The organism is uncultured Bacteroides sp., from assembly GCF_902491285.1.
Classification (GTDB): Bacteria; Bacteroidota; Bacteroidia; order Bacteroidales; family Bacteroidaceae; genus Bacteroides.
This window is the reverse complement of the sequence record NZ_CABUHK010000111.1, coordinates 1-12878: the sequence shown is the minus strand read 5'-3', so window position 1 is coordinate 12878 and position 12878 is coordinate 1. Positions and strand designations below refer to the sequence as shown.

Sequence of the window (12878 nt, the reverse complement as noted above, 5' to 3'; positions counted from 1 at the left end):
GTAAATGGGGCAAACGTGGACGGAAATTTGCAACGTTTTGAGTTTATTGCATATTGGGTGAATATTAATCAATAGCTCCCTTTTCTATTTAGCAGGATAAATTCAGCCCATTCTATGGAATATCGGAATATCCGTCAAATTGCTTGATTTTAATATCACTTTTATCATTTCTTCTAAAAAATCCAAGCCGGCAAAACGTTTTAGGTATTTGTATGCCTGGTTGTTGCTTAAGGAATATTTTTCAGTAAAAGCTCCTATACACCCTACAAATATTCAATTCGGTTAGATAATTCTTTATTATTCATAATTTCTTCATTACTGGCGATGAATAAATTTGTTAGCTTTAATATGATTTTATTCAATCTTTAAAGACAAAGAAACAAATTGAGAACTTGCAAGTGTATTGGATAAATTTTAACTATAGAAGTTTGCTTTGGTATAGATGATGGATAGGAGGGAATAATGTTATTTGCTGCATTGGAATATAATTGCCTTTTTTTATGTAGTATATATGCTACATATATAATATAATGTTTATCTTTGCTGCCATATTAATATAAAAAGCGGGGGCAACGCTCTAAATTCTGCAACAATTGTATGAAGATTCATGAAGAAAAGGGTACGGAACGAAATTTGAAAGAGCGTGAACGAATAGGCAAGCGTTTGGCTGAGCTTCGTAAAAAGAGAAAAATGACTCAGGAAGAGCTTGCAAATCTTTGCGGAGTAAATCGGGTGAATATATCCAAAATAGAAAAGGGGGCTTATAATGTGAGTATTGACATACTTTCTAAAGTCGCATTTTCATTGGGTTATGAAGTGGATGTGAAAGTTAAAAGTTCTGTAACTCCTCTTCGTTTTGCAGAGCGTGTGCCTGTGGAGTTAGTTGTCGGTGAGGAGTATTATGTCAGCTTTGGTAGTCATGAAGCCAAAAAATGTAAGTTAGTGGAGATTGTAGAAAAGCCTAGTTACCATAGAATAGAAATCGAAGTAGTATCACATAAAGAAAGTACTAGATATGTTCTATTCCCTGATGAAATAGGAAGAACACCTGAAGAAGCTGTAATTAATGAAGTGACATTCTAAAACCTGAATCCTGAAGTTTTCTATTTACAAAATTCTGGACAGTGTCTTTTTTTATGTAAGAAATGAGGGTGCCCTTTACACACTGGACACCCTTAATTTTTTTGTAGTTTATTCATTAGCCATAGTATTTAACTTCATCACATCTCTTTCTGCCAATAATTCAGCATCCAATTTTCATATTTCAGTGGATATATACTATTAGCAGAATTCAATTTCTCTATAATATTTGACTCTCGTTTCTTTTTGGCTGTTTCACTCTTTAATATAGAATAATCGGCTTTACTGAAACGAATCGTTTCTCGGTGTGAAACACTTTGTTTCTAATGCTTGAAAAGTACGGTTTGGAAAAGAAAAAACGGAGACGCTTACCGGTGAAGGGGGCGAAATAATTCTCGATGTTAGCTTGTATTTACTGAAAGATACTGTACTTTTGTGCAGATATTAAAATGTATAGACTATGCTGGATATTGTTTTGATTGTGATAAGTGCCCTTTGTCTGATAGCCGGATTGGCAGGTTGTATTCTTCCGTTTCTTCCGGGACCACCTATTGCTTACTTGGGATTGTTTTTTTTGCATTTGACGGATAAAGTACAATATAGTACGACGCAATTAATCGTATGGTTATTGATTGTAGCTGTATTGCAGGTATTGGATTATTTCACTCCAATGTTGGGAAGTAAATATAGCGGCGGCAGTAAATGGGGAAATTGGGGATGCATCATCGGAACGTTGGTCGGGCTTCTTTTCTTGCCTTGGGGAATTATTGTCGGTCCCTTTCTCGGTGCCGTGATTGGTGAATTATTGGGAAATAAGGAGTTTTCCCAGGCACTAAAATCCGGGTTCGGTTCATTGCTCGGATTCATTCTCGGCACTTTGCTGAAGTTTGTTGTCTGCGGTTATTTCTGTTATCAGTTTATAGTCGGGCTTGTCCGGTGAAACAGGTATAAAAATAAAGCTGCCCTTCAAAAAGAAGAACAGCTTTATATCTGTTTGATTTATCTTCAGGCTATTTTACCGGAATCTTATCAATACGGTTCTGATGGCGTCCGCCTTCAAACTCTGTAGAGAAGAACTCTGTCAGAATCATGTCCGCTTCTTCAGTACTGATAAAACGGCCCGGCATCACCAGAATATTGGCGTCATTGTGCTGACGAGCCAAGTGTGCGATTTCTGCGTTCCAGCAGAGTGCGGCACGAATTCCCTGATGCTTGTTCAACGTCATATTGATTCCGTTTCCGCTGCCGCAGATAGCGATACCGGGATAACACTCACCCGATTCCACTGCGAGGGCTAGCGGATGGGCATAGTCCGGATAGTCTACGCTTGCGGTAGAGTCTGTTCCGAAGTCCTTATAAGCCCAGCCTTTTGCTTCCAGCCAGCCGCGAACATATTCTTTCAGTTCAAAGCCGGCATGGTCGCATGCTAATCCGATTGTTTTCATTAGAGCATTGCTTTTACTTGGTTATACACGTTCTCAGCAGTGAATCCTAGTTTCTCGTCCAACACTTTGTAAGGAGCGGAGAAACCGAAAGATTCCAATCCCCAAACTTTACCGTGACAACCTACCAGACCTTGAAGAGTGACAGGCAAGCCGGCAGTCATACCGAAGATTTTTGCGTCTGACGGAAGAACTGCTTCCTGATATTCCTTAGACTGGCTGCGGAACAGGCCTTCGGACGGAGCAGATACGATACGTACCTTTACGCCATCCTTGCGAAGCAATTCTGTGCCGGCTACCAAAGTAGAGACTTCAGAACCGGAAGCTACCAGGATGACATCCGGGTTCTCGTCAGAACCAGCTACGATATAAGCACCTTTGGCTGCTTGTTCGTAATCGGTTCCTGCCGGAAGGTTAGCGATATTTTGACGGGAGAAAATCAAGCCGGTCGGAGTGGACATATTTTCCATGGCGAGTTTCCATGCGATTGTTGTTTCTTCCACATCAGCCGGGCGAAGTACTAACATAGAGTTGTGTCCCTTATGGTTTTTCAGTTTCTCCATCAAGCGGATTTGTGCTTCCTGTTCTACCGGTTCGTGAGTAGGACCGTCTTCACCTACACGGAATGCATCGTGCGTCCAGATGAATTTTACGGGTTGTTCCATCAAGGCAGCCATACGTACGGCTGGTTTCATATAGTCGGAGAATACGAAGAATGTACCGCAGGCAGCGATAACACCACCGTGAAGTGACATACCGATACAGATACAAGCCATCGACAACTCGGATACACCAGCCTGGAAGAATGCTCCGCTGAAATCACCTTTCTTGAAAGAATGGGTTTTCTTCAGGAAGCCGTCGGTCTTGTCGGAGTTGGAAAGGTCGGCAGAAGCGACAATCATGTTTTCTACCTGGGTAGCAAGTGCGCCTAATACGGTTGCGGATGCGGCGCGGGTTGCGCTGCCTGCTTTCTGTTCGATAGCAGCCCAATCCACTTTCGGAGCTTTGCCTGAGAAGAAAGCTTCCAGTTTGGCAGCCAGTTCCGGATTAGCTTTTGCCCATGCGGCTTTCACTGCGTATCTTTCAGCTACGATTTTCTTCAGTTCTTCTGCACGTTTTGCGTACAGTTCGGCTACTTCCGGGAAGATTACGAACGGGTTGGTAGGGTCACCGCCCAAGTTGTTGATTGTATTTACATAAGCGTCGCCACCGAGCGGAGCACCGTGAGTAGCGCAGTTGGCTTCGTAGCTGCTGCCGTCTGCCTTGCGTGCGCCTTTGCCCATTACGGTCTTACCGATAATCAGTGTCGGACGTTCTTTTTCAGCCTGTGCTTCCTTGATAGCCGCACGGATTTCGTCAGGGTCGTTACCGTTGATACTGATTACTTTCCATCCCCATGCTTCATATTTCATGGCTGTGTCTTCAACGGTTACATCTTTCGTTTCAGTGGAAAGCTGAATGTCGTTGGAGTCATAGAACATAATCAGATTGTCCAGTCCCAGTGCGCCGGCAATACGTCCGGAACCTTGGGAGATTTCTTCCTGGATACCACCGTCGGAGATGTAAGCATAGATTGTCTGGTTCATCACTTCGTTGAAGCGGGCTTTCAGGAATTTGGCGGCAATAGCGGCACCTACGGCGAAAGTATGTCCCTGTCCCAGCGGACCGGAAGTATTTTCGATACCACGCATGATGTCTACTTCAGGGTGTCCCGGAGTAGGGCTACCCCATTGACGGAATTCTTTCAGTTCATCCAAAGTGAATTTTCCTGTCAATGCCAGCGTGGAATAAAGCATCGGAGACATATGACCCGGGTCGAGGAAAAAGCGGTCGCGTCCTTCCCAACGGGGATTTTCCGGATCGTATACTAGAAACTCAGAGAAGAGTACATTAACAAAATCAGCACCACCCATGGCACCACCCGGATGACCGGAATTGGCTTTTTCAACCATTGAAGCAGCAAGAATACGGATGTTATCCGCTGCACGATTCATAAGTTTGTTATCGTTCATATCATTAAAATTTAATTGATTTCTGTCAGATTGCTGGCAAAGATAACTCTTTATGTGGATTTAACAATCCAAAAGTGCCATCTTTTTTATTACCATTTTAACAGTCTTCTTGTTTGTGGTACAATAAGTAACAGCCCTTGAATTACTGTAACTCTAAAGTAACAATAGACTTAGCAGGAAGTTTTACCTTCATTGTGCCTTTATTGATTTTTACCTCTTTGAAGGGTGCCGGTTTTACAATATCAGGATTTTCAAAAGAATTGTAATCGGTCAGTTTGGCAGAGGTAAGGATTTCTCCGACAGCTTTTTTCGCTTTTGTATCTCCCAGGTTGACGGTTATTTCCTGTGCTTCGTCAGCGTTCACATTCGAGAGGGAAATATGAATCGTTTCGTTTTTGTCTTTCGATGCGGTTGCGCTCACCATAGGTACGGTGCGGTTGTCGCGTACATTCATTTTTTCGCAGTCCAGTTCGATTGGAAGATAAGTGGCATCCTGATGTACTTTGTACATTTTGAAGACGTAATAAGTAGGAGTGAGCACCATCTCTTTGTCTTTCGTCAGAATCATGGATTGGAGTACGTTGACTATCTGTGCGATGTTTGCCATTTTCAGGCGGTCGGTGTATTTGTGGAATACGTCAAGGCTCAATGAAGCTACGAAAGCGTCACGCAGTGTGTTCTGCTGATATAAATGCCCTTTGATAGTTCCCGGCTCTTCATCCCACCAGGTTCCCCATTCGTCAAGCAAGAGGGCGATTTTCTTGTCCTTGTCGTACTTGTCCATGATGGCGCAATGTTTCTTGAGTACGTCTTCCACTTCAAGGCATTTGCCCATTGTCCAGTAATAATCGTCCTTATTGAACCGGGTTGCAGATGTTTTGCTCCCGCTCCATCCCGTCACTGTATAGTAATGCAGGGAAAGACCTTGCATGCGATGTCCTACACGGTTCATCAATACATCTGTCCAGTTGTAATCGTAGTCACTGGCACCGCTGGCAACTTTAAACAGGCGGTTGCCGTCATAGTTGCGGCAATAGGTAGAATAACGGCGATAGAGGTCTGCATAGTATTCCGGACGCATGCTGCCACCGCATCCCCAGCTTTCATTCCCTACACCGAGATATTTTACTTTCCATGCTTTGTCACGACCGTTCTTGCGGCGGAGATTCGCCATTGGAGAGTCGCCGTCCGATGTCATGTATTCTACCCATTTGGCAAGTTCTTCTACCGTACCGCTGCCTACATTTCCACTTACATAAGGTTCGCAGCCCAGCATTTCGCAAAGATTCAGGAACTCATGTGTACCAAAGCTGTTGTCTTCGATTGTTCCGCCCCAGTTATTGTTAACCATCTTCGGACGGTTTTCTTTCGGGCCGATGCCGTCCATCCAATGATATTCGTCAGCAAAGCAACCGCCCGGCCAGCGGAGAACGGGGACTGCCAAGTCTTTTAATGCATTGAATACGTCCGTTCGGTATCCTTTGATATTAGGAATGTCCGAATTTTCGCCTACCCAAAGCCCACCGTAGATACATGAACCCAGGTGTTCGGCAAACTGGCCGTAGATTTCTTTCGGGATGATTTCTTTGCCTTGCTCGGCATGTACGGTGATGGTAGCACTCTTCTGTGCGGAAAGAGATACCGACGCTGCCAAAAAGGCTGTGCTGACTAATAGTTTTGCTTTCATAAAATGGTATTTGTTTAAATGATTATTAGATGTTTGATTTCTGATGATGATTTCTGATGATGATGAACCTCGGTTATTAATATAAATCAGTCTGTTGAGCTTGCAGAAAAAGGCTGTCCGGCAGCTTCAAATCTTGCAGGGGTAAGTATGAACGAGATGGTTTTCATGATAATAGATTTCCCCTTATCCCTCTCCAAAAGGAGAGGGGATGGGGATGGTTTATGTTTATATCTAAATGATGTTGAGAAAGAAGCGGAGAAGTCCCTGTGATGAGACTTATTTAAATTTGGCTGCTGCTTCCTCAATAGGCAATCCTGCCTTGTAGCTTTTGATGTATGTGTTAAAACCGGCTACATCTTCAGGTGTAGGCGATACTTCGACACCTGCGTCACCGGCAAATACACTTTCGTCCAGAAATTCGGCGAGGGATTGTTGCTTTTCATTGTTCACGAGGTAGGAACCTAACAGGGCAATACCCCAGGCACCACCTTCACCGGCAGTTTCCATTACTGAAATAGGCGAGTTAATAGCTGCTGCAAGTACTCTTTGGCCTACTCCCTTGGTTCTGAATAATCCGCCGTGTCCTGTGATTCTGTCGACTTTGACTTTCTCTTCATTGAACAGGATGTCGTTACCAATCTTGAGTACTCCGACTGAAGCGTATAAATGAGTCCGCATAAAGTTTGCCAGACTGAACTTATCATTTGCCGAACGTACAAACAAGGGTCTTCCGTCAGCAATACCTGTTACAGGTTCACCGGAGATGTAATTGTAGGAGAGAAGACCACCGCAGTCGGCATCACCTGTGAGCGCAATGTTGTAGAGCTTGCTGTAGATTTCATCCATATTTACAGGGATACCCAAAAGTTCCTGGTATTCTTTGAACAGGTTAACCCACGCATTGAGGTCGGATGTACAGTTATTGCAATGTACCATGGCAACGGGGCTTCCGTCCGGAGTAGTAACCATGTCAATCATTTCGTACGGCTTCGATAATTCTTTCTCCAATACAATCATAGAGAATGAGGAAGTGCCTGCCGATACGTTTCCGGTACGTTGCTTGACGGCATTGGTTGCAACCATGCCGGTTCCTGCGTCTCCTTCCGGCGGGCAGACCGGTATTCCTGCTTTCAAATGACCTGATACGTCAAGTCTCTTACTTCCTTTCTGCGTGAGGACGCCGGCATTTTCACCGGCAGACAATACTTTAGGCAGAATGTCTTCCAGCTTCCAGCCGTATTCCTTTGGAGCAACGAGATTGTCGAACTTTGCCACCATTTCTGCGGAATAGTTGTTGGTAGCCGGGTCTATGGGGAGCATACCCGATGCGTCACCGATGCCCAGCACCTTTTCACCTGTTATCTGCCAATGTACATAGCCTGCAAGGGTTGTCAGAAACTTGATGTCTTTGACGTGCGCTTCGTTGTCCAGGATGGCCTGATATAAATGGGAAATGCTCCATCTCAGAGGGATGTTGTAGACAAATAGTTCGGACAAGGCTGCCGCTGCCCGGCCTGTATTGGTATTTCTCCAGGTACGGAAAGGCACGAGGATTTCTTCTTTTTCATTGAACGGCATATACCCGTGCATCATGGCGCTGACACCGATAGCTGCCAGGTTTTCGATTTCCACGTCACCGTATAAGTTCTTTATGTTGGAACGTAGGTCGGCATAGCAATCTTGCAAGCCTGACCAGATAACTTCAATGCTATAAGTCCAAAGCCCGTCAACCAACTGGTTTTCCCATGTGTGGCTGCCTTGGGCGATTGGCTTGTTTTCCTGGTCAATCAAGACTGCTTTTATTCGCGTTGAACCGAGTTCTATACCTAGAATGGCTTTGCCTGTCTCGATTGTTGATTTTGCATCTAATTTCATGTTTAATAATGTTTAGTGTTTAGTGATTAGTGATGAACGCCAGACGACATATTGCGCAGCCATTAATCACTAATCACTACTCCGTTAATCGTTAACAAAGCGCCTTATTCAGCATGTAATACACCTCGTTCATGCGCAGTTCTTTCTTGAAGCAACTGATAGTAGTATCTTTGTTGATATGTACCATTTCGATGCCTGCGATTTCTGCATAATCCTCCCAGTATTCGGCTGTCAGGTCGTAAGAGAAGCAAGAGTGGTGAGTACCACCTGCAAGAATCCATGCGCCTGCACCTACTTCAAGGTTAGGCATCGGAATCCAGAGGGCGGAAGCAACCGGTAGTTTAGGCAGTGGCTTGGGCTCGATGCATTCTACGTCGTTTACAATCAGGCGGAAACGGTTGCCCATATCTACTACCGTAGCGGTGCAGCCTGTACCGACTTTTGAAGTAAATACAAGACGTGCAGTCTGGCTCTTGCGGATACCTATGCCAAGGAAATGTACTTCCAGGCGTGGTTTGTTGGCGGCGATAAGCGGGCAGATTTCCAGCATATGTGATTGCAGGATAGAGCTGTTGGCACCATCGAAATTCAGTGTATAATCTTCCAGGAATGAGCAGCCTTTCGGAAGTCCCTGGTTCATTACCCATACAGTGCGGTAAAGAGCAGCCGACTTCCAGTCGCCTTCGGCACCGAATCCGTAGCCTTCCGCCATCAGGCGTTGGGAAGCTAATCCCGGAATTTGGTCGAAGCCGTTGTATTCGATGTCACCCAAATCGTCAAAGTTGGTAGTGAATCCTTTAGCACCTTTAGCTTTCAGGATGGCACGGATAGCAAGTTCTGCTTTAGCGGCGTTCCATACTTTCTGGTATGCTTCGGTTGATTTGTCTTCCAAAGAAGCATCGTGGTCATACTCCTTGAAGTAAGTGGCTACTAATGCATCTACCTCTTCATTCTTGATTTCTTTATGATATTCCATCAGTTCGCTTACCGGGCAGTAGTCTACGTGGTAACCCATGCGTTGTTCGGCTTCCACTTTGTCACCATCGGTTACGGCTACATTGTTCATCTGGTCGCCGAAGCGGATAATCAGCATATCCTGAGAGTCTGCCCAACCGGCGCAAACGCGCATCCAAACGGCAATCTTATGCTGTGTATCTTCTTCTTTCCAGTAACCTACCACCACTTTGCGGCGGATACGCATACGGGTACAGATGTGTCCGAATTCGCGGTCGCCGTGAGCAGACTGGTTCAGGTTCATGAAATCCATGTCCATTGTGTCCCAGGGTATTTCCTTGTTGAATTGTGTGTGCAGGTGTAACAATGGTTTTTTCAACTGTTGCAAACCGTGAATCCACATTTTGGCAGGAGAGAAAGTATGCATCCAAGTGATGACACCGATACATTTGTCATCGTTATTTGCAGCTTTGAAAACAGTTTCCACCTCTTTGGAAGAGTTGGCTGTTCCCTTATATACCACTTTTACAGGAAGTTTGCCGGATTCATTCAGACCGTTTACCATTTCATTAGAGTGTGCGTCTACTGCAATTACTGCGTCACCTCCGTACAGAAGCTGTGCTCCTGTTACAAACCATACTTCATATTGATCAAATGCGTTCATATCTTTATTCAATTTTTAGTTGTTAATCTTTAATTATTTATTGTCCGTAATAAGCGTTCGGGCCGTGCTTGCGGCTGAAATGTTTTTCCACCAGCAACGGGTTCATTGTCAGGTTCGGATTGACGGCATAAGCAATGCTTGCCATCTTGGCTACCTGTTCCATCACTACGGCATTGTGCACTGCGTCGTGGGCATCCTTTCCCCAGGAGAAAGGGCCGTGGTTCTTTACCAGAACTCCCGGTGTATGTACGGGATTCAATCCTTCGAAACGTTTCACAATCACATTTCCTGTCTCCAGTTCGTAGGCACCCTTCACTTCCGCTTCCGTCATGTCTGCCGTACAGGGAATGGCGTCATGGAAATAGTCGGCATGAGTCGTTCCGATATTCGGAATGTCACATCCGGCCTGTGCCCAGGCGGTCGCATAAGTAGAGTGGGTGTGTACCACTCCGCCGATTTCCGGAAATGCTTTGTAGAGTACTACGTGAGTGGGAGTGTCTGAGGAAGGCTTCAGCCGTCCTTCGACGACTTTGCCTTCCAAATCCACTACTACCATATCTTCTGCTTTCATATCATCATAGCTTACACCGCTGGGCTTGATTACTACCAGCCCGCTTTCACGGTCGATGGCAGAAACATTTCCCCAAGTGAAGATGACTAATCCATGCTTTACCAATTCGAGATTGGCGTGAAATACTTTTTCTTTTAGTTCTTCCAGCATACTGATTATAATTTAAATTTCGGGTCTTTGCGGTAAACTTTGCTGTTAAACTTGTACAAGGCTGCACCGCGCTTAGAACCCAGTTTATCTATTTTGTCCGTCTTTTCTATATAGTCCATTCCGGCAACACGCTTGCGGAAATTCCGCTTGTCCATCTCCTCACCGTAAATGGCTTCATACAGGCTTTGCAATTGAGACAATGTGAAGAGCTTCGGCAATAAATTGAAACCGATTGGCTCGGAAGATGCTTTCTGTTTCATTAACTCCTGTGCTTGTGCCACCATTTCGGGATGGTCGAAAATCAGTTGGGGGAGTTCATTGATATTAACCCAGTAAGCATTATGCTTCTTTACCAGTTTCCGGTCGTATTCATTGATGTTGATGAGCGCATAGTATGCAACAGAGATTACACGTTCTCCCGGGTCGCGGTCAACCGCCCCGAAGGTTCCCACCTGTTCCATATATACGTTTTCCAATCCTGTAAGCTCCGCCAGTACACGCTTGGCAGCATCGTCTACGCTTTCGTTGTTCTGCACGAATCCTCCCATCAATGACCATTCGCCCATTGCCGGTTCAAAATTTCTTTTCAACAACAGCAGGTTTAATTCGCCTTCGTTAAAACCGAAGATGATACAGTCGATACCAAGATAGAAAGTAGGATTCGAGCTATAATAGTTATTCATTGTTTTGTTAATATGAGTTTTTATTTAATTACCAAAAATACCAGTAGAATGCACCTGTGATAGTCAGGATAATAACTGTATGGATAATATCCCAGTGATTCCAGCTTGCACGTGTAGCCGCTTTTTGTTCTTTGGTAGCCGTACCGAATACCAGTCCCTGGATTTTTTCGGTCGTCGGGGCTTCTGTTGCCAGGCTGACTACGATTACTACGATGATACAGAATAGGAACATCCATCCGCAGAAGAACAACCAGTTCATATCGTAGAACAAATATTTGAATGTAGAGTCTGCTACTTCACCTGCATTACTGTAATATACTTTAGCCCCTAAGCGGGTTAAACCAATCACCATACCCGAAATCAATCCCCACATACCACCTTGGGCGGAAGTACGTTTCCAGCAGATACCCAATAAGAAAGCTGCGGCAATACCCGGAGCCAGTACAGACTGAACGTCTTGCAAATATGTGTAAAGTACATCGCCAACGCTACGCATGATGGGAATCCAAAGAATACCCAGAATTACGATAACAACTGTTGCAATCTGACCGATACCTACCAGTTTCTTTTCCGGTGTTTCCGGTCTGAAACGCTTGTAGAAGTCGATTGTAAACAACATGGCAGATGAGTTAAATAAAGAAGCCAAAGAACTCATCAGAGCGGCAAGAATACCACATACTACCAAACCTTTCACACCGGCAGGAAGTAATTTAGCTACTAATGTCGGGAAAGCTGCATCGGCATTTGCATTGCCGTTCGCGAGCATCGGAAGGAAACCTTCACCACCGGCACCGATATATTTCTGATGTAAAGCAAAAGCAATCATACCCGGAATCAGGAACAGGAATACAGGCAACAGTTTCAGGTAAGCGCCGAAGATAGTACCACGACGGGCTTCCTTTTCATTCTTTCCGGAAAGCACACGTTGTACGATAAACTGGTCAGTACACCAGTACCAGAAACCGATAATAGCAGAACCAATTAAAGCACCCAGCCAGGGGAAGTTTGCATCATCATTACTACGAATGAGGTTAGTCATTGTATCACCGTAATCATTTACAGTTACAGCACCACAAACTCTCATCATTTCGTCCCATCCACCGAGTTCTTTGAAACCAAGCACAAGGATGATTAATGAACCTAACAGAAGGATAGGGGTTTGTAGCACAGAAGTGTACAATACGGATTTCATACCACCGAAGATTGTATAAAGTGCAGTCAGGAGTACCAGACCGATTGCTGCAATCCAGAAGAAGTCGATTCCCCAAAGTTCTTTGATACCGAATACCTGTTGGAATACCAAACCACCGGCATATACAGTAACAGCCACCTTAGTCAATACGTAACTTACTAAAGAAATAACTGACAAGATGGTACGTGACTGAGGATTATAACGGCGTTCCAGAAATTCAGGCATCGTATATACCATGCTTCGTGTATAGAAAGGAACGAATACCCATCCCAAAATCAAAATCATCCATCCCTGGATTTCCCAGTGTGCCATAGCCATGCCGCTGGATGCTCCGGCTCCCGCCAGTCCGATTAAGTGTTCGGAACCGATGTTTGAGGCGAAGATAGAGGCGCCGATTGCGAGCCATGTCGCATCGCGTCCACCCAAAAAATAATCTGCCGAGTCATTTTGTTTTTGTCTGACTACCCAGACGATAATACCGATTAGAGCCAAAAAGAAGACTCCGATTACTACCCAATCTAATGCTTCCACAATAAATATGATTTATAAGTTAATATTATTTCTCTAC

At 44.6% G+C, this 12878-nt stretch carries 11 protein-coding genes; 2 read left to right on the top strand and 9 right to left on the bottom strand.

Going from position 1 to position 12878, the window contains the following annotated elements; translation table 11 throughout:
- Nucleotides 1-102: 102 nt before the first annotated feature.
- Entirely contained in the window at nucleotides 103-258 is a 156-nt protein-coding gene (locus tag RDN93_RS20025; protein ID WP_308747123.1) for a DUF3791 domain-containing protein, read from the bottom strand.
- A 339-nt stretch (nucleotides 259-597) separates the two neighbouring features.
- On the opposite strand from RDN93_RS20025, the gene RDN93_RS20020 reads away from it, so the two are divergent.
- Together RDN93_RS20020 and RDN93_RS20015 are read left to right on the top strand one after the other, a co-directional pair.
- A complete protein-coding gene (locus RDN93_RS20020) occupies nucleotides 598-1083 on the top strand; it encodes a helix-turn-helix transcriptional regulator (protein ID WP_308747122.1) in 486 nt (161 codons plus the stop codon).
- 457 nt (nucleotides 1084-1540) lie between these two features.
- Nucleotides 1541-2020, top strand: coding sequence for a DUF456 domain-containing protein (locus RDN93_RS20015; RefSeq protein ID WP_308747121.1), 480 nt, complete (start codon nucleotides 1541-1543; stop codon nucleotides 2018-2020).
- 70 nt (nucleotides 2021-2090) lie between these two features.
- On the opposite strand, the gene rpiB is transcribed toward RDN93_RS20015, so the two are convergent.
- The 8 genes from rpiB to RDN93_RS19975 all read right to left on the bottom strand — a co-directional run bounded on the left by rpiB (nucleotide 2091) and on the right by RDN93_RS19975 (nucleotide 12841).
- Nucleotides 2091-2525, bottom strand: a complete 435-nt coding sequence (rpiB, locus tag RDN93_RS20010) for a ribose 5-phosphate isomerase B (protein WP_308747120.1) — start codon at nucleotides 2523-2525, stop codon at nucleotides 2091-2093.
- Complete coding sequence (locus RDN93_RS20005; protein WP_308747119.1) at nucleotides 2525-4534, bottom strand: transketolase; 2010 nt, start codon at nucleotides 4532-4534, stop codon at nucleotides 2525-2527. The genes rpiB and RDN93_RS20005 overlap by 1 nt, the downstream gene beginning before the upstream one ends.
- A 142-nt stretch (nucleotides 4535-4676) precedes the next feature.
- The gene (locus RDN93_RS20000; protein ID WP_308747118.1) at nucleotides 4677-6221 is read right to left on the bottom strand and encodes an alpha-L-arabinofuranosidase C-terminal domain-containing protein; all 1545 of its coding nucleotides are present in this window, start codon (nucleotides 6219-6221) and stop codon (nucleotides 4677-4679) included.
- Nucleotides 6222-6497: 276 nt separating this feature from the next.
- A complete protein-coding gene (locus RDN93_RS19995; RefSeq protein ID WP_308747117.1) occupies nucleotides 6498-8096 on the bottom strand; it encodes an FGGY-family carbohydrate kinase in 1599 nt (532 codons plus the stop codon).
- A gap of 91 nt (nucleotides 8097-8187) precedes the next feature.
- Nucleotides 8188-9714 carry an L-arabinose isomerase gene (gene araA, locus RDN93_RS19990; protein ID WP_308747116.1) on the bottom strand — a complete coding sequence of 509 codons (1527 nt, stop codon included), beginning with the start codon at nucleotides 9712-9714 and terminating at the stop codon, nucleotides 8188-8190.
- A gap of 37 nt (nucleotides 9715-9751) precedes the next feature.
- Entirely contained in the window at nucleotides 9752-10435 is a 684-nt protein-coding gene (locus tag RDN93_RS19985; RefSeq protein WP_024986648.1) for an L-ribulose-5-phosphate 4-epimerase, read from the bottom strand.
- Between the two features lie 5 nt (nucleotides 10436-10440).
- A complete protein-coding gene (locus tag RDN93_RS19980) occupies nucleotides 10441-11118 on the bottom strand; it encodes an NUDIX domain-containing protein (protein WP_308747115.1) in 678 nt (225 codons plus the stop codon).
- A 28-nt stretch (nucleotides 11119-11146) separates the two neighbouring features.
- Nucleotides 11147-12841 carry a sodium:solute symporter gene (locus tag RDN93_RS19975; protein WP_308747114.1) on the bottom strand — a complete coding sequence of 565 codons (1695 nt, stop codon included), beginning with the start codon at nucleotides 12839-12841 and terminating at the stop codon, nucleotides 11147-11149.
- Nucleotides 12842-12878 lie beyond the last annotated feature (37 nt).

Excerpts from the sequence above, each read along its gene's own strand:
- RDN93_RS20020 (WP_308747122.1), top strand. The coding sequence starts at position 598 with ATGAAGATTCATGAAGAAAAGGGTACGGAACGAAATTTGAAAGAGCGT.
- RDN93_RS20015 (WP_308747121.1), top strand. The coding sequence starts at position 1,541 with ATGCTGGATATTGTTTTGATTGTGATAAGTGCCCTTTGTCTGATAGCC.
- rpiB (WP_308747120.1), bottom strand. The coding sequence starts at position 2,525 with ATGAAAACAATCGGATTAGCATGCGACCATGCCGGCTTTGAACTGAAA.
- RDN93_RS20005 (WP_308747119.1), bottom strand. The coding sequence starts at position 4,534 with ATGAACGATAACAAACTTATGAATCGTGCAGCGGATAACATCCGTATT.
- RDN93_RS20000 (WP_308747118.1), bottom strand. The coding sequence starts at position 6,221 with ATGAAAGCAAAACTATTAGTCAGCACAGCCTTTTTGGCAGCGTCGGTA.
- RDN93_RS19995 (WP_308747117.1), bottom strand. The coding sequence starts at position 8,096 with ATGAAATTAGATGCAAAATCAACAATCGAGACAGGCAAAGCCATTCTA.
- araA (WP_308747116.1), bottom strand. The coding sequence starts at position 9,714 with ATGAACGCATTTGATCAATATGAAGTATGGTTTGTAACAGGAGCACAG.
- RDN93_RS19985 (WP_024986648.1), bottom strand. The coding sequence starts at position 10,435 with ATGCTGGAAGAACTAAAAGAAAAAGTATTTCACGCCAATCTCGAATTG.
- RDN93_RS19980 (WP_308747115.1), bottom strand. The coding sequence starts at position 11,118 with ATGAATAACTATTATAGCTCGAATCCTACTTTCTATCTTGGTATCGAC.